At 44.9% G+C, this 20,325-nt stretch carries 23 protein-coding genes; 6 read left to right on the top strand and 17 right to left on the bottom strand.

Annotated elements, in window-relative coordinates; all coding sequences use genetic code 11:
- Positions 1 to 10: 10 nt before the first annotated feature.
- The 4 genes from FWJ59_RS00615 (at position 11) to FWJ59_RS00600 (ending at position 4,951) form a co-directional block, all read left to right on the top strand.
- Positions 11 to 1,498: a glycoside hydrolase 43 family protein gene (locus tag FWJ59_RS00615; RefSeq protein WP_414480043.1), complete on the top strand. Its 1,488-nt coding sequence runs from the start codon at positions 11 to 13 to the stop codon at positions 1,496 to 1,498.
- Positions 1,499 to 1,719: 221 nt separating this feature from the next.
- Complete coding sequence (locus FWJ59_RS00610; protein ID WP_414480042.1) at positions 1,720 to 3,075, top strand: ABC transporter substrate-binding protein; 1,356 nt, start codon at positions 1,720 to 1,722, stop codon at positions 3,073 to 3,075.
- A 110-nt stretch (positions 3,076 to 3,185) separates the two neighbouring features.
- A complete protein-coding gene (locus FWJ59_RS00605) occupies positions 3,186 to 4,073 on the top strand; it encodes a carbohydrate ABC transporter permease (protein WP_414480041.1) in 888 nt (295 codons plus the stop codon).
- 38 nt (positions 4,074 to 4,111) lie between these two features.
- Positions 4,112 to 4,951 (top strand): carbohydrate ABC transporter permease, encoded by an 840-nt coding sequence (locus FWJ59_RS00600; RefSeq protein ID WP_414480057.1) that lies wholly within the window; start codon positions 4,112 to 4,114, stop codon positions 4,949 to 4,951.
- Positions 4,952 to 5,020: 69 nt separating this feature from the next.
- Here the strand turns inward: FWJ59_RS00600 and FWJ59_RS00595 are convergent, their stop codons facing one another.
- Together FWJ59_RS00595 and FWJ59_RS00590 are read right to left on the bottom strand one after the other, a co-directional pair.
- The gene (locus tag FWJ59_RS00595; RefSeq protein WP_414480040.1) at positions 5,021 to 6,787 is read right to left on the bottom strand and encodes a cache domain-containing sensor histidine kinase; all 1,767 of its coding nucleotides are present in this window, start codon (positions 6,785 to 6,787) and stop codon (positions 5,021 to 5,023) included.
- Positions 6,784 to 7,578 (bottom strand): response regulator, encoded by a 795-nt coding sequence (locus tag FWJ59_RS00590; protein ID WP_414480039.1) that lies wholly within the window; start codon positions 7,576 to 7,578, stop codon positions 6,784 to 6,786. Before FWJ59_RS00590 ends, FWJ59_RS00595 begins: the two co-directional genes overlap by 4 nt.
- A gap of 287 nt (positions 7,579 to 7,865) precedes the next feature.
- Between FWJ59_RS00590 and FWJ59_RS00585 the strand changes: the two genes are divergently transcribed.
- Positions 7,866 to 8,591, top strand: coding sequence for a pseudouridine synthase (locus FWJ59_RS00585; protein WP_414480056.1), 726 nt, complete (start codon positions 7,866 to 7,868; stop codon positions 8,589 to 8,591).
- Between the two features lie 11 nt (positions 8,592 to 8,602).
- Here the strand turns inward: FWJ59_RS00585 and FWJ59_RS00580 are convergent, their stop codons facing one another.
- From FWJ59_RS00580 to FWJ59_RS00545, 8 genes are all read right to left on the bottom strand, one after another.
- Positions 8,603 to 9,265 carry an SOS response-associated peptidase gene (locus FWJ59_RS00580; protein ID WP_414480038.1) on the bottom strand — a complete coding sequence of 221 codons (663 nt, stop codon included), beginning with the start codon at positions 9,263 to 9,265 and terminating at the stop codon, positions 8,603 to 8,605.
- A gap of 129 nt (positions 9,266 to 9,394) precedes the next feature.
- The gene (locus FWJ59_RS00575) at positions 9,395 to 9,709 is read right to left on the bottom strand and encodes an SOS response-associated peptidase family protein (RefSeq protein ID WP_414480037.1); all 315 of its coding nucleotides are present in this window, start codon (positions 9,707 to 9,709) and stop codon (positions 9,395 to 9,397) included.
- 236 nt (positions 9,710 to 9,945) lie between these two features.
- Positions 9,946 to 10,440, bottom strand: a complete 495-nt coding sequence (locus FWJ59_RS00570; protein WP_414480036.1) for a ferritin family protein — start codon at positions 10,438 to 10,440, stop codon at positions 9,946 to 9,948.
- A gap of 115 nt (positions 10,441 to 10,555) precedes the next feature.
- Positions 10,556 to 11,032: a hypothetical protein gene (locus tag FWJ59_RS00565; protein ID WP_414480035.1), complete on the bottom strand. Its 477-nt coding sequence runs from the start codon at positions 11,030 to 11,032 to the stop codon at positions 10,556 to 10,558.
- Between the two features lie 199 nt (positions 11,033 to 11,231).
- Positions 11,232 to 12,329: an epoxyqueuosine reductase gene (locus FWJ59_RS00560; protein WP_414480034.1), complete on the bottom strand. Its 1,098-nt coding sequence runs from the start codon at positions 12,327 to 12,329 to the stop codon at positions 11,232 to 11,234.
- A gap of 42 nt (positions 12,330 to 12,371) precedes the next feature.
- A complete protein-coding gene (gene trpS / locus FWJ59_RS00555) occupies positions 12,372 to 13,370 on the bottom strand; it encodes a tryptophan--tRNA ligase (protein WP_414480033.1) in 999 nt (332 codons plus the stop codon).
- Positions 13,371 to 13,408: 38 nt separating this feature from the next.
- Positions 13,409 to 14,044, bottom strand: a complete 636-nt coding sequence (locus FWJ59_RS00550; RefSeq protein WP_414480032.1) for a uracil-DNA glycosylase — start codon at positions 14,042 to 14,044, stop codon at positions 13,409 to 13,411.
- Between the two features lie 52 nt (positions 14,045 to 14,096).
- Entirely contained in the window at positions 14,097 to 14,678 is a 582-nt protein-coding gene (locus tag FWJ59_RS00545; RefSeq protein ID WP_414480031.1) for a uracil-DNA glycosylase, read from the bottom strand.
- 468 nt (positions 14,679 to 15,146) lie between these two features.
- Here FWJ59_RS00545 and FWJ59_RS00540 point away from each other — a divergent pair, with 468 nt between their 5' ends.
- The gene (locus tag FWJ59_RS00540) at positions 15,147 to 15,443 is read left to right on the top strand and encodes a DUF6951 family protein (RefSeq protein ID WP_414480030.1); all 297 of its coding nucleotides are present in this window, start codon (positions 15,147 to 15,149) and stop codon (positions 15,441 to 15,443) included.
- An 87-nt stretch (positions 15,444 to 15,530) separates the two neighbouring features.
- On the opposite strand, the gene FWJ59_RS00535 is transcribed toward FWJ59_RS00540, so the two are convergent.
- The 7 genes from FWJ59_RS00535 to rbr all read right to left on the bottom strand — a co-directional run bounded on the left by FWJ59_RS00535 (position 15,531) and on the right by rbr (position 20,293).
- Complete coding sequence (locus FWJ59_RS00535) at positions 15,531 to 16,466, bottom strand: thiamine pyrophosphate-dependent enzyme (protein ID WP_414480029.1); 936 nt, start codon at positions 16,464 to 16,466, stop codon at positions 15,531 to 15,533.
- 12 nt (positions 16,467 to 16,478) lie between these two features.
- Positions 16,479 to 17,660 carry a pyruvate ferredoxin oxidoreductase gene (gene porA / locus FWJ59_RS00530; RefSeq protein WP_414480055.1) on the bottom strand — a complete coding sequence of 394 codons (1,182 nt, stop codon included), beginning with the start codon at positions 17,658 to 17,660 and terminating at the stop codon, positions 16,479 to 16,481.
- Positions 17,661 to 17,677: 17 nt separating this feature from the next.
- Complete coding sequence (locus FWJ59_RS00525; RefSeq protein WP_414480028.1) at positions 17,678 to 17,983, bottom strand: 4Fe-4S binding protein; 306 nt, start codon at positions 17,981 to 17,983, stop codon at positions 17,678 to 17,680.
- Positions 17,980 to 18,558, bottom strand: a complete 579-nt coding sequence (locus tag FWJ59_RS00520; RefSeq protein WP_414480027.1) for a 2-oxoacid:acceptor oxidoreductase family protein — start codon at positions 18,556 to 18,558, stop codon at positions 17,980 to 17,982. Before FWJ59_RS00520 ends, FWJ59_RS00525 begins: the two co-directional genes overlap by 4 nt.
- A 278-nt stretch (positions 18,559 to 18,836) precedes the next feature.
- Complete coding sequence (locus tag FWJ59_RS00515) at positions 18,837 to 19,112, bottom strand: pro-sigmaK processing inhibitor BofA family protein (protein WP_414480026.1); 276 nt, start codon at positions 19,110 to 19,112, stop codon at positions 18,837 to 18,839.
- A gap of 175 nt (positions 19,113 to 19,287) precedes the next feature.
- The gene (locus tag FWJ59_RS00510) at positions 19,288 to 19,557 is read right to left on the bottom strand and encodes a YaaL family protein (protein ID WP_414480025.1); all 270 of its coding nucleotides are present in this window, start codon (positions 19,555 to 19,557) and stop codon (positions 19,288 to 19,290) included.
- A 148-nt stretch (positions 19,558 to 19,705) separates the two neighbouring features.
- Entirely contained in the window at positions 19,706 to 20,293 is a 588-nt protein-coding gene (rbr, locus tag FWJ59_RS00505) for a rubrerythrin (RefSeq protein ID WP_414480024.1), read from the bottom strand.
- Positions 20,294 to 20,325 lie beyond the last annotated feature (32 nt).

Genomic DNA, 20,325 nt, shown 5'->3' with positions numbered 1-20,325 from the left:
AGAGAGAACCATGGCTGAGAAAAACCATGATGCTAAAATCCGTCCATGGGGAGACTTAGGAAATGGGTATTATAAAAACCCTGTGCTCAATGCCGACTATTCCGATCCTGATGTCATAAGGGTAGGAAGCGATTTTTACATGGTGGCCTCGGATTTCCACTACATGGGCATGCAGGTTCTGCACTCCAAAGACCTGGTCAACTGGAGGATCATAGGCCAGATATACCGCCGCCTTGACATCCACCCGCGATACGACAACATGGAAGGCTACGGCAAGGGAAGTTGGGCTCCCTCCATCCGTTACCACGACGGAAAGTTCTACGTGTATTTTTGTACACCCGACGAAGGGCTGTACATGAGCACCGCCACCGACCCCGCAGGGCCCTGGAGCCCGCTTCACGAAGTCAAACGGGTATCTGGCTGGGAAGATCCCTGCCCCTTCTGGGATGACGATGGCAATGCCTACCTTGGCCACAGCACCGTAGGCGCCGGCCCTATAATCATCCACAGGATGAGCCCTGATGGAAAAACCCTCCTTGATGATGGAGTAGTGGTGTACGTGGGGAAGGTAGCCGAAGGCACCAAGATATACAAGCGAAACGGCTACTATTACCTTATCATTCCTGAAGGCGGGGTGGAAACGGGCTGGCAGACCGTACTGCGCTCCCGCAGCATATACGGCCCGTATGAGAGGAGGGTAGTCCTGGCACAGGGAACCACCAGCATAAACGGACCTCATCAGGGAGCGCTGGTTGAATTGGAATCGGGGGAGACCTGGTTTATGCACTTCCAGAGCGCAGGGATTTTGGGCAGGGTATGCCATCTACAACCGGTGAAATGGGTGGACGACTGGCCATTGATGGGGGCCGAGGGCGAGCCGGTTACCATATTTCAAAAGCCCAACGTAGGGTGTCAATACCCGATAAGCTTTCCTCAGACGTCTGATGAGTTTGATGAGCCCCAATTGGGGCTTCAGTGGCAGTTCAACCACAACCCCGTAGATGAAAACTGGTCGCTGACTGAGCGGCCAGGATACTTCCGCATCAAAGCCATGTATGCCGATGACATACTGAAGGCTAAGAATACCATCACCCAGAAGCTCATGGGAGGAAAGGGAGTGGTGACCACCGAGCTTAGCATAGAATACATGGCTGATGGACAAAAGGCGGGGCTAGCCTATATAGGAGGTACGCAACAGAATTGGATAGGCGTTGAGAAAAGAGAAGGTGAATGTTTCATAAAGGCTGTCACGGGAGGCATAACCTACCATGGGCCTAGAGTTAGCGGCAGTACGGTATGGCTAAGAAGCACCCTGGACCTGAGGTCATCGACACGGTTTGCCTTCAGCCTGGATGGGGAAAATTTCATGGAGCTTGGTGGAGACTGCAAGCTGACATGGGGATTCTGGAAGGGTGCGAGGATAGGGTTATTCTCCTATAACAGCATCAGAGATGGCGGCTGTGCCGACTTCAATTGGTTTAGATATGAATTTGAATGAATTAAAAAAGCCCCATACTTTTATGGGGCTTTTTTTCATGGGTATCATTTTTTCATTTTTCTTAAACTTTGATACCTCCTTTGAAAAATTCATTAAGAAATGATACCAAATCTAATGTTCGATTACTTTTTTATAAAAGGAGTGTATGATACTTTTAAAACAGGCAAAAATAAAAAACCAAGGCCACTTATCTTATTCAAAAACTTTTAGGAGGTGCAGTTATGAAGATCAAAAAGTTTATGTGCCTGTTTGCTGCCATCATCTTGTGCATATCGTTAATAGTCGGCTGTACATTTCAGGATAAAACAGATGAAAAAGGCAGCAACCAAGGTACCACGCAAAACAATGAAGGCAAACAGGAAAAACCTCAAGAAGTAACGCTACGCTTTATGTGGTGGGGTGGAGAAGCCCGTCACCAAGCAACGTTAGAAGCCATAGATCTGTATCAGAAGAACAACCCCCATGTGAAGATCAACGCAGAATACGGCGGGGTTGACGGCTATCTCCAGAAACTGGCAACCCAACTCAGCAGCAGAACAGCTCCAGACATAATACAGATTGATGTTACCTGGATACTCGAGCTGACCTCGCAAGGAGACTTTTTTGTCGATTTGAAGGAGAGGAATGAAATCGACACCAGCATATTCGACAAGAACTTTCTCGACCAATTCTGCTACCATAATGGTAAGTTGATTGGCCTGCCAACAGGCGTAAATGCAGGAGTTTTCCTCTACAACAAGGATTTCTTCCAGAAATACGGCATAGAAGAAAAGATGGAATGGACATGGGATGATCTCCTCGAAGTCGCAGAAACCGTCCATGAAAAGGATCCCAACGCCTATCTATTAAACCTTGATGCCATACGCTGCTACTACGCATTGAAGACATACGTGCTCCAAAAGACCGGCAATTATTGGATCAACGACGATTATACCCTTGGCTTTGACAGAGAAACCCTGGTTGAAGGCTTCAACTATTTGAATAAGCTGCTTGAAATAGGAGCCATAGAACCATTTGAACAGAGTGCACCCTTCCATGGAAAACCCGACCAAAATCCAAAATGGCTGAATGGGGAACTCGGCATGTCCTGGAGCTGGACATCGACCTACGCTGCCGAAAAAGCGAACATTCCCAACCTGTCCATTGCCATGTTACCAGTAATGGAAGGTGCCAAAGACACCGGCATAGTAGTGAGACCGTCGCAATTGCTATCCATCAATAAGGACTCCAAGAATATAGAGGAAGCTGCTAAATTCCTGAATTGGTTCTTCAGCGATCCAGAAGCGGCCAAGATACTCAAAGACGTGCGCGGAGTGCCCGCTGCCAAAGTTGCTCGCGATATACTGGTGGAAAATAATATGCTAGACCCCGTTCTCAATGAAGCTACCACAATAGCCATGGAAAGAATGGGCACACCCGAAAACGACATAAGTCAGAATCAAGAGCTGGAGAAAATAACCACCGACGTTATACAGATGCTGGCCTATAAGAGGTTGACGCCAGAGCAGGCCGCCGATGAATTGATCGACCGCTTTACGCAGAAACTCTCTGAACTTAAAGAGCAATTAAAGAAATAGGAAACATTTACAATTACATCCGAAGTGCCGGAATATACCGGCACTTCGGATAGCATAATTTTTATATCTTTAGGCAAAATCAAAAATCTTTTCAGGTGGGGATCGCAGAAATGAAGTATTACAGGGGCAAAAATTATGTAGGCCTTCTATACATCAGCCCATGGATTGCAGGATTCCTGCTATTCAAGCTGTATCCATTTGTGATGTCATTCATATACTCCTTTACCAGATTCAGCATACTTGACAAGCCAGTATTTATAGGCCTGGAAAACTATATATATATGTTTACCAAAGATAAGCTCTTTTTTCCGGCTCTGAAAGCAACGCTGGCATACGTCTTTATGACGGTGCCCATGAAAATATCCTTTGCTTTGTTCGTGGCCATGTTATTAAACATGAAGCTCAGGGCCATAAACATCTTCAGAACCGCTTACTACCTCCCTTCCATATTCGGAGGCAGCGTGGCGGTGTCGGTACTGTGGAGATTTCTCTTCATGAAAGAAGGCATCGTCAATAAGTTCCTTGGCCTCTTTGGTATAAAAGCAGTTGACTGGTTGGGGAATCCTGATATAGCGCTGTTTACCGTCAGCCTTTTGGCAGTATGGCAGTTTGGCTCATCGATGGTCATATTCCTCGCTGGATTAAAGCAAATACCAAATGAGTTATATGAAGCCGCTATCGTTGATGGGGCGTCCAGGATAAGGAAATTCTTTTCCATAACCCTGCCTATGATCTCGCCCGTGATGTTCTTCAATCTCGTCATGCAGACCATTAACGCCTTTCAGGAGTTTACCGGCCCATACGTAATAACGGGGGGAGGTCCCATGAATGCAACCTACGTATACAGCATACTGGTGTACGATAACGCCTTCAGATACTTCAGGATGGGGTATTCTTCGGCGCTTTCGTGGGTACTGTTCCTCTTGATAATGATATTTACAGCGCTGTTATTTAGGTCTTCTTCCTATTGGACATATTACGAGGACGGTGGTAAATAACTATGAACACAGTGGCATTGCATAGAAAAAAGGTAAAGATGATAAGAGACGGTACTACAAAGGCGCTGCTTTATGCCTTCTTGGTACTATTCGGCATATTTATGGTCTACCCCCTATTGTGGATAATAGGAGCATCCTTCAAGCCCAACAATGAAATCTTTAAAACCATAAGCATTTTCCCTTCTAAAGTGGTTTTAGACTCTTATGTGAAGGGTTGGCAGGGCACTGGACAGTACACCTTTGGAACTTTTATGATAAACTCCTTTAAGCTAGTAATACCAGTCATCATTTTCACCATAATATCGTCGACCTTGGTAGCTTACGGCTTTGCTCGATTCAACTTCCCGCTGAAAAGTTTCCTATTCGGTCTCATGATTGCGACCCTCATGTTGCCCGACTCGGTCACTTTGATCCCAAGGTATATCCTGTTCAACAATTTTGGATGGGTGGACAGTTACCTGCCCTTCATAGTGCCAGCCTTATTCGCAAGCCATTCTTTCTTCATTTTCATGATGGTACAGTTTTTGAGGGGACTTCCTAAAGAGCTTGAGGAATCGGCCACCATTGACGGCTGCAATTCCTTTCAAACGCTCATAAAGATACTGGTACCACTTTGCAAACCCGCCATAATTTCCATGACCATATTTCAGTTTATATGGACATGGAACGACTTTCTCAACCCATTGATATACATTAACAGCGTCAACAAATATACGGTGGCTCTCGGCCTCAGGATGTCCATCGACGGAACTTCGGTAATACATTGGAATCAAATAATGGCCATGACGGTTATTGCCATGTTACCATCCATAATAATCTTTTTCCTAGCACAGAAGTATTTCGTAGAAGGCATTGCCACCACTGGCCTTAAGGGTTAAGCATAGAAAACAAAACCGGCTTTACACCAGACCAGGTGTAAATGCCGGTTTTTATGTCTTTTAACTCCTCTATTCAGAAGTCATCTCTTCCACATCCGGGATATATAGATATATAGCTGTGCCTAAGTTTTGTTTGGTCCTTATGACCATCCTGTAATCTTCCCCGTACGTCAGTTTTAACCTGTAGTGCACATTTAAAAGCCCTATCTCCTCTGAATATCCCCAATCGCCGTTCAACTTCTCATGGATCTGTTGTAACTTATCAGGAGGTATACCTACGCCGTTATCGATGACCGAAATTTTTATAAAATTCCTTTGTTTGAAGACCTTGACTTTGATAAGGCCCATATTTGGCTTATTCTTAATGCCATGATAAATGCTGTTTTCAATAAGCGGCTGAAGGGTCATCTTGACGATTTTTTTGTCAAGCAGCCTTTCATCGTACTCCCATAGCACATCGAATTGCTCACCATACCGTATCTTCTGGATGTCTACATAATTTCTGGCATTGGTTATCTCCTTTTCGAGCGTTACCATTTTCTCGGGATGGCTAAGGGAATAATCCAAAATATCCGAAAGCTTTTCCAGCATATCGCTTATCTCATTGGGCCCTTTGGTAAGGAGAAGCAGTTTGCAGTTGATAGTATGCAGGGTATTAAACAGGAAATGGGGATTGATCTGCGATTGCAACGCCAAAAGCTCCATGGTCTTGAGCCTGTATTTTCTTTCGGACAGCTGCGTTTTCAAATAGTGTTGCTCAATAAAGTTGTTTAAAATCTCCTCTATTATATAGCTATATTCGTCCTTCTTTTCGGGAACCACTGCTGGAGAAAAATATCCGTTTTTAGCCGAATCTATGATTTTCATTATGCGGGCAATTTGGAGATATTTTTTGCTAGTAACGTAATAGGTAAGACTAAGTGCCAGCGTAAAGGATATGACCAAAGAAAATAGCGTAATGTTGCTGAGCTGAATGGGAACTCGATACAAAAAAGTTTGCGGTACCATCGATATATATCGCCAGTTGTATTTAGCAGAGTGCACCTGCATCACGACATAAGGTTTATCCTGTATGGTAATCGTCCCTTCGCCTTCCAAAGCGGAAAGCTTTTCCTTAATCTCATCCCACAATTCTGTGCTCAAAGAGCGATTGGAAAATAGCAGTTCATCATCCTCGTTTAAAATCATAACGACCGCCTGATTGGGTTGTATTGTTAACTCGCTCATCATCATGTGGATATAATCCGGAAGGATATTGAGTACGATGACTCCCTGGCGTAAAGACAATCTACGATATATGGTGATTACCTTGGTGCTCTCAAACTTATATTGCCCTATTTGCCTTATCTTGGTCCACATAAGTTGATCTTCATCCGTTACAAAATCCTGATACCATTGTTTATCATAGAAGTTATTGAGTTCCACCAGCCCTTCCCGGGTACTCAAAAACCTGCCCATATCATTATTATAGTATACATAAATTGAATGGATATAGGGACGAGCATTGGTGGGAGCTTTTATAAAGCTCTGGACTATTCTGTAGAAATTTACATTTTCCATAGAAAACTCTTTGCTACTCAAAAATGAACGTATTTTCATTACCACTTCTGAATCGGTATCAAACAATATCACCAAAGGATCCAATTCATTGAGCATCAATTCAACGTTTTCCTTGATCTGACCAAGCATGTTCAGGTTGCTATGCCTTATTTCCTGTTTTACAAAATTATGGGTAACGGCAAAAGACAATATCCCTATGATAAGCAGCGAAATCATGGTAGGGATCAAAAACAGTACGAAGTCCTTAAAAAAAAATCTCTTCTCGATAAACCTCATATCAAATCACAACCCTCTTTATGCCTGTACTGTTTAGGGGTTACGCCGAAGTATCTCTTAAAGCTGCGGGCAAAGTTTTTGGAATTGCTATAGCCCACCATTCGCCCTACCTGATGTATTTTGAGTTCAACATTTTTAAGCAACCGTGCGGCATTCTCCATTTTTACTTCGGTCAGAAAATCCGAAAAATTCTTTCCCGTTTTTTGCTTAAAATAATAGCTCAAATAGTTGGGATTCATATGAACCAGCTTAGCGATATCCTCAAGGGTGACGTTCCTGTAGTTGCGCTGTACATAACTCTTGATGGTATTGATCACTTGGTCTTCCAGATTAAATATCCCATCCTGGCTGCCCTCGCCTGAAGAACCACTTTCCTTTCGGCCGTAATTCATCCTTTCTTCATCGAGCTCGCTTTTAAGCTTGGAAAATACGTTTACCAGCTCTTTGTATTTGGCAGGCTTTAGTATATAGTTCTTTACCCCAAAATCTAGTGCTTTTTTGGCATACTCAAAATCCCTGTATCCGCTCAGGAAAACCACCTTGGTAGGTGATCTGGATAAATACAGCTCTCTGGCTAGATCTATGCCCGATAGCACCGGCATGCGTATATCGCACAGCACCACGTCCACAGGGTGCTGCTTTATATACTCAAGGGCCTCTTGCCCGTTGTTGGCCTGGAACACAATCCTAAAACCTATATCTTCCCATGGAAAACAGCTGCATAAAGTATTTCTTGTCCCCGGCTCGTCATCAACCACCAATAACGTATATAACTTCTTATCGGCATCCATAAAAGATTACACCGCCTGCAATTTTTATAAATTTTCTTATTTCCTTAAAATTTTTTCTCAACTCATGGTCTGAAAAATCATATACAAACCTTTGATTTTATTATACATATAATCTCTGATTTATGCAAATAAATAAGGATATACATATCCGAGATAAACGGCTATACTACATGATAAACATAAATAATGTACTGTATACCTATATAGACTATAATGATTATAACCTCGATGAACGTTTTTATGATATAATTGTACGGTGCCCTATTCCAAACAAGGAGGCGGTAGCAGTGGCTAAAATAAGGCTAGATAAGCTTTTGGCCCACTCGGGGATTGGTACCCGCAAACAGGTGAAAAAGCTCATCAGGAAGGGAGCCATTACGGTAAACGGGCGACCAGTAGGGGATGCCGGAATGATCATAGACCCTTCACAAGACGAAGTCTTTATCGGAAATGATAGGGTAAACTATAAAGAAATGGTATATATTATGATGAATAAACCAAAAGGAGTTATAAGCTCTACCCATGACCCGTCAGAAAGGACGGTCATTGACCTTTTGCCTCCAGAGCTGATCGCCCTTAAACCCTTCCCAGTAGGAAGGCTGGATAAGGACACCGAAGGCCTTCTGCTTATAACAAACGATGGTGAGCTGGCTCATAAGCTTCTATCCCCAAAAAATGAAGTGGTAAAGAAGTATTACGCACAAATAGAAGGCCTGGTTAGTGAAGACGATGTTCGAGCTTTTCAAGAAGGCATTACTCTTGAAAATGGATATAAGACCCTTCCTGCCAGGCTTGAGATAATCCGTGCCTCTGATATATCCGAAGTATATATCTATTTAACCGAAGGAAAATATCACCAGATCAAGAGGATGTTTAAGGCGCTTGGTAAACGCGTGATCTATCTTAAAAGAGTGGCTATGGGAAGCCTCACCCTTGACAATAACCTGAAACCGGGGGAATGGAGAGAACTTTCTGAAGATGAAGTGATTTCGATGCAACAATTAGTTACCTGACTATGCCTTCCTCAAAACATGCTCATCTGCTCGCCATATATGCCTTTTCCGATTTGGTTATTACCGGCTTCGTCCTCACACTCTTCAACCGCAAATTTAGCCCCTACTTTGGCCCTTAATATTTCCTTTATAAGCTCCACGGGTGTATCCTTATTTAGCCACGTGTCTACCCATTCTCGCCTAATAATCAAGGGCATTCGCGGATGCACTTCCCTGATGTCCCCTTCGGCATCGGTAGTTATGATGACAAAGGAGAGCTGCGGCCCTACGCCCTGCTCAAAAGATAGCTTGTACAGCCCGCCTAAAGACATCAAGCTGGCATCCTGAAGGCCTATCCTGTACCTTACCTTTTTACCCGTATCTTTAACCTTCCATTCATAAAACAAATTGGCAGGCACTATACACCTGGCGTAGCGTGCGGCATCCTTAAACATAGACTTGTCCAGGACGGTCTCGGCCCGAGCATTGGCCACAACCTTCTTCTTAAAACTGTGATCAAACCCCCACCTTCCCAACGCTATAATCCTGTTTTTCTGTTCCAGCACCACCGGGGCGCTCTGCTTGGGAAAGAAATCCCCTGTGCGGTAACCGCTTACATTTTCATCCATCCACTGGGCTCTGTAGTTGCGTACCAGCTCATCGATCTCCGTTTTGAGTAAAAACCTTACGCACATTATATTGCCCTCCCATCGATGCAGATAAAAAACTGAAATTCCATCAAAATGCACTTACATTCACTGTCGCCGTGCAATTATTTGATGCAAAACTATTTACATTATTTTTGCAGATGATAAAAGAGAAAGTCATTCAACCTTCCATTCATAAAACAAATTGGCAGGCACTATACACCTGGCGTAGCGTGCGGCATCCTTAAACATAGACTTGTCCAGGACGGTCTCGGCCCGAGCATTGGCCACAACCTTCTTCTTAAAACTGTGATCAAACCCCCACCTTCCCAACGCTATAATCCTGTTTTTCTGTTCCAGCACCACCGGGGCGCTCTGCTTGGGAAAGAAATCCCCTGTGCGGTAACCGCTTACATTTTCATCCATCCACTGGGCTCTGTAGTTGCGTACCAGCTCATCGATCTCCGTTTTGAGTAAAAACCTTACGCACATTATATTGCCCTCCCATCGATGCAGATAAAAAACTGAAATTCCATCAAAATGCACTCACACTCACTATCGCCGTACAATTATTTGATGTCAAAACTATTTACATTATTTTTGCAGATGATAAAAAGAGAAAGTTGTTCAACAAAAGCAGCATAAGTAAAGCAGGCCAAAATAAAAACCTGGCATTACATCGGCCGCAGATCACTCAAATTGCCAGGCAAACACAGCTTTGCGGCATTCTATTGACGTTTAAGATAGGACTGAAGATCAATAAGATGCCTCTTTTCTTCCTTAAGCAGCCTGCGAAAGGCATCCTTGGCTTCAGTCAGCCTCGAGGAGATGATCATCTGGGTGTACAAAAGTATGGAGTCCTTTTCAATTTGAATGCCAAACCTTATAACAGATTCAAGGCTTTGCAGATTATCCATCACATCGTCCTGTTCTTCTTCATCGGGAAAAATCAAGCTGTGAGCAAGAGCGTTAAAATAAGCAGTCACATCCTGGTCGTATAGATACTCATCATCAAACCTATCCTTACTTTTTAGAAACTCCTGATACAGCCCTTCAAAGACAGCTTTGTGCTCCTTCTCGTCCTCTGCCAGCTTTTGAAGCAGGCTCCTTGCTGCCTCATCCTCCACCTTGCGGGCCGATTGGCTATAAAACCTCTCACCCCTCTCCTCGATGGCAATGGCCAGTTTAATGGCCTCCAGGTCATTAAATATGTTCATGGTCATCCTCTTCTCCCCCTTTACAACACTGGCTAAAACTATTTTGCCTTGAGAAAACGATGCCCTTTTCCCAACTAAGCTTATTCTTTATTCTTATATAAATTAAAACACATTAGCGCCCTCAAATGCCTTCCTGTATGTTTTTATAGCCGTTACCTTGTATCCCTTCTTCTCTGTCGGCATCCTGGCTTGAACTCCCGTCAACATCCTGCTTTGCATTCCCCGTACCGTCGGATTGAGCATTACCCCCTTCATGGGACCGGGCAGCTTGATGCCCCTTGAATTGGCTTTTTTCTTCAAAGCCTCCACCCTGAGCCTCCTTTTTAAGGCTGTCCATCTGCTTTTTCAACTCCTCAATCCTTCCCTTGTGTTCATCGATCTCCTGACACAAGCGATAAATGTCATTCAGGGAATTATTCTCCTGTTTATAGGCCTCGTATACCGCTTGGCCGATCTCCCTGTACAGCCTCTTTATTGCATCCTCCTCTTTAAATAGCTCGTAATTGAGCTTGCCCAGCTCTACCAGCTGCTCTGACTTTTCTCCCACCTTTTTGACCACGTCGCCAAACCTTTTAGCCAGCTCATCTATAAAAGCCATCCTCTCCTCCTCCTTCGATGCTTTTTTGTGCCCTCTTTACACTATAAAATTCCTTTAGCTAATAACCATAATCAACAAACTGCCTTACCACATCCTTCATATCTATAACTTTCCCATCTTCTAATATACTCTTCCCTATTTAGTTCGATTCATACTTGCTTTTCTTTTTATATTTCTCATAAAAAACACAATTTTATGCTTAACCGGCAGCTTTTTGTGCCCTTTCGATCTCCTGTATAACACGCTGGTCGGTTTCATCTTTCAGCGCTTCGGCCAAAGCGCTCATGGCGTCCCTACCGCCTATTTTACCCAGCGCCCATGCGCTGTGGGCACGAATTGGAGGATGAGGATGTCTCAAGGTCTTAATCAGCAATGGGACAAATTCAGGTTTACCAAAATTACCTGCCACGATGATAGCGCTGGATAGCAACCGTTGCGGCCTGGCATAATTGCTCCCTATCAAAGATGCCACAGCCTCTATGGATCCCCGATGGCCTTCGACCAATGCTTTCATCAACGCATAAACGTCAAACAGCCGCAGGTAGCCATCTCCTGGAAGGCAAGCTTGGCTGGTTATCCTGCTATTCCTGGGACATACCATCTGGCATACATCGCACCCCAGTAATCTGGTCCCCAATTTCTCCCTTATGTCCAGTGGAATAAACTCAGAGGTTAACATATAAGCTCTCAAACAACGCTCCGGCAAAATAATACCATCATCGGCAATTGCATGTACAGGGCAAGCCTCAATGCATCGCCTGCATCCCCCGCACAGGGACAAAGCCTGAGGCCGACTATCACTGGACAAGGGCGCATCGGTTAAAATGAGATGAAGGGTAACCCAGGAGCCGTATTTCCCTACATATATCAACCCGTTTTTTCCGAAAGTTCCCACTCCTGCCCGGTAAGCCGCCGCCTTGGCTGGCAAAGGCGGCTCAACCATGACCTTATAGCCCCCTCGGACGATAACCTCAGCCAGTTCCTCAACCGCTTTCCTGGCGGCAGGATACTCCACATAATGCGCCGAATACCTGGCTATCCCTTCGGAGAACTCCTCCGGATGCGGCACATAAGGATGAACGGCCACCACAACGGCTTTAGCATCCGGCATCAAATCTTTCGGGTAAGGGGTGAGCTTACCTAACCCCCTCCCTCCTTTGCTGGCATCCTTTTCTTGCATTTCAACCGCTCGCCACCACAGGTCAAAAGGCCGCGCATCGGCAATACCTATCACGGGGAATCCCAGCTGCTTGCCCCGCTCTATAAGTTGGGCCTTCAAATTATCCACGTTTTCCACAACGACTGCCCCTTTTCCAGCGTTTCTGCATCATTTGCTAAGCTACACGATCAAGCCTATGCACTCATACACCTTTTTGAGGGTCTGGGAAGCTATGGCCGCTGCCCTTTGAGCCCCTTCTCTCATCAATCCTATCAAATAGCCCTCGTCCTTCATAAGCTCATAATAACGCTGCTGAATAGGCCTTAAAGCCTCTACCACGCATTCCCCCACGGCTTTTTTGAAATCGCCATATCCCTTGCCCTCAAATTCTCTTTCAATTTCCTCATAGGTTTTGCCGGTAATGGCGGCATATATGCTCATTAGATTGCTTATACCCGGCTTGTTTTCTTCGTCATATCTTATTTCCCTTCCCGAGTCGGTAACAGCCCTCTTAAACTTCTTTATTATTACATCGGGCTCATCCAGCAGAGAGATATAGGCATTTGGATTTTCATCGGATTTTGACATCTTCTTGGTGGGGTCCTGCAGGCTCATCACCCTGGCAGCCACCTTCGGAATATACACCTCCGGCACCACAAACACATCGCCATAAAGGCTGTTAAACCTCTGGGCTATATCCCTCGTCAGCTCCAGATGTTGTTTTTGGTCCTCGCCTACCGGGACAAGATGGGTCTGATACAGCAATATGTCAGCCGCCATGAGCACCGGGTATGTAAACAATCCAGCATTGATATTGCCCTTGTGCTTCCTGGATTTCTCCTTAAACTGGGTCATTCGGCTTAATTCGCCCATATAAGTATAGCAGTTCAAAATCCAGGCCAATTCAGCATGGGCACTCACATGCGACTGGACAAATATCGTGTTTTTCTCCACATCAAGGCCGCATGCCATATACATCGCAAACAGGGACAAGCTCCTGTGGCGAAGCTCCTCAGGATCCTGCCGTACCGTCAAAGCATGGAGATCCACTATGCAATAAAAGCAATCGTATTCATCTTGAAGCGATACCCAGTTTTTAATGGCTCCAAGGTAATTTCCAAGGGTGAGATTGCCCGAAGGCTGTACACCGCTAAAAATCCTCTTCTTTTGTGTCACCATTTACTCATCCTCTCCATCAAATATATGTATCGTAATGATTACAATATTCCCTTTTCCTCAAGATAACGCCTAAGCTTTCCCACATCTTCAAGATATACCTCTTTCAATTGCGGGCGGTATATTATACTGGCCGGATGATACAGCGGGAACAGTATCATCCTTATCCCTTCCTCGCCCACCGCTATGTCCATAGGAGTACCATGTACCTTCCCTATAGAAATCTTATTATCATCGGCCAACACCTTAAGGGGGATATTGCCCAAACTCACTACCACCAACGGGCGAATGATGATGAGCTCCTTGTAGAGCAAGCCCCGACAAAGCTCTATCTCCTCCCTGTTGGGTGGGCGGTTGGATAGGCGGCCGCTTGCCGGATCGAGCTTAGTAGGCCTAAACTTGACAGCGTTGGTGATGTATATGTCCTCACGCTTTATGCCCAGTATCTCCAAGAATTCATTCAGGTTTTGGCCTGCCTGGCCCACAAAAGGCCTCTGCTGCACTACTTCCTGCTGCCCAGGCGCCTCCCCTACCAGGACCAGCGGTGCGTCGGGATTGCCTTCGCCAAACACCAAAATCTTTTCTTCTTCCCTGTATATCTCCCTAAAAAAAGAAATGCTCTCCTGTCTCAACTTGTGAAGCTGCTTGGCTTTTTGCTTGGCTTTATTACCTGGCACTTTTGCATCTCCTCTTTTAAATTCATCACTTCATTTTAAATAATATTTTTTGCTACGGCTTTAACCCTAATTCGTGCAATTTATCCCTTATCTTTTTGAAATCTTCCCAGGCCTCATATTTTTTAGCAGGGTCCCTAAGCAGGGCAGCGGGATGATAGGTAGCTATCAGCCAATAGCCCTTCCTCTCAAACCATTGCCCACGTATGCTGGTTATCGAAGCTTTTCTGTCTATTACGTAGTGCATGGCCGTCGCACCCAAGCACACTATTATCCGCGGGCGCACAAGATAAACCTGCCTTCTTAAGTAAGGCAGGCAGCTTTCGGCCTCACTCTCGCGCGGCACCCGGTTACCCGGCGGGCGACATTTTACGATATTGGCTATATAGACCTCTTCCCTTTTGAGCCCAATGGCAGCTATCATCTTATCGAGAAGTTGCCCGGCTCTCCCCACAAACGGCCTACCGGTCAAGTCCTCATCTCGCCCCGGCCCTTCACCGATAAACATCAAATTGGCATTGCGATTTCCTTCACCAGGGACGGCATGCGTCCGGGTTTCGCACAGATTACATTTTTGGCATGTCTTTATAGCTCGTATGAGCTGCTCCCATAGCACTTCGGTATCCACAGCGTCCATAAAGCAAAAGCCCCTTCGTTTTCTTTATATCAATATGCCAGAAAAACGTCATGCTTCTTGTGAAATATTTATCCTTTCTTTCATTATAATATAACTCCATATACAACTTCAACCTTGCAATCTACGGAACACCTATGTGGAAGGCAATTGAAAAAAAGCGCCGTACGCATATCGGTTAATCGATTTATCTCAACACCTTAATGGGTATATAACCTTTCTATCAACTATCCCCATACATTGCCTATTTACAATTGAATCCCGATATCAATTGCCTTAAACTTTCAAAACAAAAACATAACAAATTAATGTGAAATTTATAACATTATCAATTTCATTTGTCAAAAAATTTACAATTATTAAATAAAAAATAGCTTCTATTTACTCCCCTCTATGGTATAATAATAGTACAGAATGTATGGAAATTCAAGTCCAAAAAGCCCAGCATTTCTGCGAAAGGAGGACCTTTAAATGTGCAAATATGCCTCCCGGTGCTCACTGTGCAACAGGACATTAGAGGTTCAGGCCCAACAACAAGATATGAATATTGTGAAACTAAAAATTTCATCTGATTGTCTAAACCTTGAGCCGCTAGTGAATCGGACTATTTGCTTGGATGCCATATATGAAGTAATAGCCCCAAAGGAACGATCCCTCCTGTACGAATTGCTTAAACACTGCCATCAGCAAATAGAAAGCTGCACAGCATATGACATAATAAAAGATTCCATAGGACAAAATTTAGGCCGCTATTATGAATTAGTCTGATATGAGCTCTTTTAAATTAAAATCAGGACCAACAAAAAAGCACGCATGAGAACAAATCCCATACGTGCTTTTTTGTCTTTATAGGGCTTATGCTTCGCCGCAAAGCTCAAGCAGCCTATTCCATCTTCTGTCCACTTCTTTCTGGATCTCTTCAATTAAGCCCTCATTTTCCTTGGTGAACAGATGACGGAACCTGCCTTGAACTTTCAGATACTCTACCACAGGCAGCTTGTTCTTAGGCTTATAGTTCAATATGAACTTGCCCTCGACCACCTCGTAAAGAGGCCATACGCAGGTCTCTATAGCCAACCTAACAACCTCCATCAGCTGAGGAGTATTGTATCTCCATCCGCGCGGACAGGGCGCCAGCACGTTCAAAAACGCCGGCCCAGGAGTATAGATAGCTTTTTCAGCCTTCTCGTAAAGGTCCTTCAAGTTCTTAAAAGGAGCAGTTTGAGCCACATAAGGAATGCCATGCGAAGCCATAATCATGGTCAAATCCTTCTTAAATTGCACCTTACCGGGTATCGCACTGCCAGCAGGAGAAGTAGTGGTATCGGCGTACTTAGGCGTGGACGAAGATCTCTGTATACCGGTGTTCATATAAGCTTCATTGTCATAGCAGACATACACCATGTCATGGCCTCTTTCCATGGCCCCCGAAAGAGCCTGAAAGCCTATATCATAAGTGCCACCATCACCGCCAAAGGCGATAAACTTGGTGGTACCCTTAACCTTACCAACCTTAGATAGGGCACGATAAGCAGCCTCCGCCCCCGCAACGGTAGCAGCAGCATTCTCAAATGCGCTGTGGATGAACGAATCCTTCCAGGCGGTGTAAGGATACAAGCAGGTCGAAACTTCAAGGCAACCCGTGGCCACTCCAATCACCGCATGGTCCTCGGGCTTTAAAGCCCTCAGCACTGTCCTAACCACGATAGGGGCGCCGCATCCTGCACACATCCGGTGTCCGCCGGTTATACGTTCCTCTTTTTGGGTTAAAGTCTTAAGATTGTATGCCACCTTACACACCTCCTATTCCCTTACGCCCAGATAATTGAAGGTAGATTTTACTTCGCCGGTTCTTACAATCTCCAGCAGATCCTGATACACGGTCATAATATCATCGGTACGCACATCGCGGCCGCCTAAACCGTATATATAGCTTACAGCCTTGGTATCTTTCGCGTAATCAAACATGGCGCTCCTTACCTCTGTAAACAATGGACCACCTGCTGTAGAGAAGCTCTCAGCCTTATCCATAATGGCCACGGCCTTCAAATGCGACAGAGCTTTACCCAGCTCCTCAAATGGGAACGGCCGGAACACCCTTAACTTAATCAAACCGGCCTTGATGCCCTGCTTGCGCAGCTCATTGACCACAAACTTGGCAGTACCGGCTGTAGAGTTCATTATGACAATAGCTACTTCAGCATCTTCCATCTTGTATTCCTCAAAATATCCATACTTTCTGCCGGTCAGCTTCTCAAACTCTTCTGCGACCTCCAGGATCACCCTCTTTGCATTCTTCATGGCCTCTGCCTGTGCCCGCTTGTGTTCAAAGTAGTAGGCAGGCATATCCAGTGGTCCCATGGAAATAGGGTTGTCCCTGTCCAGCAAATAATATTCAGGCTTGTATTCTCCGACAAATGCTTTGACCTTCTCATCTTCGAGGAGCTCTATATTTTCAACCGCATGACTGGTGATAAATCCATCATAACACACCATTACGGGCAGCTGCACATCTTTGTGTTCAGCAATGCGAACGGCCTGAATCAGATTGTCGTAAGCTTCCTGGTTGTTTTCGCAGTATAGCTGAATCCAACCTGAATCCCTGGCGCCCATACTATCGCTGTGGTCGTTGTGGATGTTGATGGGGCCAGACAAAGCTCTGTTTATAACCGACATGACGATGGGCAAACGCAATGAAGCAGCTATATACAGCATCTCCCACATCAGTGCCAAACCCTGTGAAGAAGTAGCCGTCATGGTCCTGGCACCGGCCGCTTCAGCCCCTATACATGCGCTCATGGCACTGTGCTCCGACTCAACTGCCACAAACTCGGTGTGTACCTGGCCATTGGCAACAAACTGAGAAAAGTATTGAGGCACTTCGGTCGATGGCGTAATAGGAAATGCCGCCACAACATCCGGATCAATCTGGCGCATAGCCACGGCTATCGCTTCGTTACCGCTCAACTTGTCCTTGATTCCCATTTCCACATTCCCCTCCCTTACTCTTCTTCTACAAAATCTATGGCTTTAAACGGACATACCTCTACGCAGATTCCACAACCTTTGCAGTGGTCATAATCGAAGTCCTTTCTTTTGCCATCCTCTACAGGAATAGCCATATCAGGACATACCGGCCAGCAGAGCAGACACTGCTTGCACTTATCCTGAAGCCACACCGGCTTCATGGAACGCCAATCACCGGTTTTGAAATCCTCGGCGTTACCGGCATCTATGATATGCCCACCCTGCGGCATCTCTCTCCAGGACATATCCTCTTTTACGTTCATCTTGCGCTCTTTGGTCATAGCCCCTTCACCTCCTGCATGGCCCGCTTGAGAGCCCTCATGTTCCCATCTATCACATGGGGTTTAGTAGCAAACTTATGATGGAATGACTTCTCCATAGCTTTAATAAAAGCATCCTCATCCATCAAGTTGGTAATCTTTGCAATGGCACCCAGCATAGGCACGTTGGGGAAGTAACGCCCCAGCTCCTCCACCGATATCTTTCTGGCATCGATGGTATAAATCTTACCTTCAAAGCCCTTCAATAGCGGCCTGAACTCTTCAGGGTCCTTAGCTGAATTTATCACTATAGCTCCATCCTTTTTTAGTCCGGCCGTCACATCTACCGCCGATACCAGCGTCTCGTCCACCACTATAACGTAGTCGGGCTCATAAATATTGGAATGTATGGTAATTGGCTCGTCGCTGATGCGGTTATAGGCGGTAATGGGCGCCCCCATTCGCTCCGGACCATACTCCGGGAACCCTTGCACATACTTACCGGTGTCAAAAGCAGCTTCGGCCAACAGCAGAGATGCGGTCTTGGCACCTTGTCCTCCTCTGCCGTGCCAGCGGATCTCTATCATCCTACCCATTTAAAGATTTCCTCCTTTCATTTTACAATGCATAATTACTTAAATTTCCAGCATCTGTACTAGTACAAGCAACAAAAAAAGAAATTGTATTATAACAGATGCTTGGATATAATTATAACAGCTTCACAAAACCCATCATTATACATGCTTTATGGACATATAACACTAATCAGATTAATTATAACAGATGAGAGTATTGCTGTCAATAAAATATAAAAATAAACAAAACTGTGATGAAGTATATTCGGAGACGTGGCTTGCCAGAAGGGAACAAAAAATCAAAGCAAGATGAACTGCAAAACCAGGATGAGAATAATACCTGGAATTCCCAGAAAACCCACGATCAAAGCGGTAATGGGATTTATGGCCACGGTGATGCCAATTAGACCCCCAACCAGGTTCAACAGCCATAATATAATGCCGCCTATGATGGCATTGTATATCAATTTGAGGATGACTTTAAACGGCACCAGCAAAAACCATCCTACAATGTATAGGAGCACCAGGCCAGCAGCATAGGCCAGTATGACTTCCCACGGAATTGCCCCCAACATACCACCACACCCTGATCAAAAATTGATAGCAAGCAGCTCCAGGTACAAATTGCTCACGCTTTATAATATGATGCTAATCCAAATTATATGACAATTGGAGCAACTCCCTCCATTGGTTGAACTAGCCTGTATACTTGTATGACAGCTGTAAACTCATAAGAGGTAGTTTGGCACTTTATTCATTAAAATATTGTAAAGTCTGTATGCCCTCAATGCCCCTCAACCTAGCCTGTTTGAGCATATACATGTATTTTTTTCTGGCAGCTTCCATGTTGTATATGGCATAATCCACCAACTCCGGTTCGCTGACGCTATTGAAATAGTTTTGCGCATTTACCCATTCAGCATGTGCCTGGTTGATAGCCCGCAATATGTCAAAGTACTCTTGATCATTAGTCAAACCGTTGTGGCGTGCATAGAAAAGGTTTAGTATTCGCATCCTCATGTATATCCCTCCGCTGCGCCCGTTTTTTTATATATTATTGCCATATTTTTTCAGGATTATCCCCTTAGGGCCCAGCAAGTAGCCTTTTAATAAAAGTAAAAAAGGACGAGATATATTTCTCGTCCTTTCAGCCTGCCCATGCCCATTATCAATAGGGCTCCACAAATACCTCGAAGTACCCTTGTGGATGGGCGCAGGCCGGACATTTTGCCGGAGCACTTGTGCCTTCATGTATATATCCGCAGTTGATGCACTTCCATTTAATGACTGTATCTTTCTTAAACACTTTGTCATTCTCTATGTTCTCGAGCAATTTTCTATATCTCCTCTCATGGTTTTGCTCGCTTACACTAACTCTTCTGAAAACTTCTGCGATCTCTGGGAAGCCCTCTTCATCAGCAACCCTGGCAAACTCAGGATACATATCAGCCCATTCCTCGTGTTCGCCTTTAGCAGCGGCAAGCAGGTTGGCCTTGGTATCCCCCAGAGCAACGGGATAGGATGCATTGGTTATCTCCACCATCTCGCCGTTAAAGCTTTCATTGAGGAATTGGAAGAACCTCTTGGCATGTTCTTTTTCATGGTCTGCCGTCTCCAGGAATATGTTGGCTATCTGTATGTAGCCCTCCTTCCTGGCTACAGAGGCATAATAGGTATACCTGTTCCTTGCCTGTGCCTCACCGGCAAATGCTTTTAACAAATTCTCAGCAGTCTTGGTTCCCTTAAGCGATTTCATATAAATCTCCTCCCTTGTTTTTTATTATTTTT

Origin of the sequence: Caldicoprobacter sp. (assembly GCF_047459465.1) — a bacterium.
Classification (GTDB): Bacteria; Bacillota; Clostridia; order Caldicoprobacterales; family Caldicoprobacteraceae; genus Caldicoprobacter.
The sequence above is the reverse complement of the archived record's forward strand: the minus strand, read 5'-3'. Positions and strand labels throughout refer to the sequence as shown.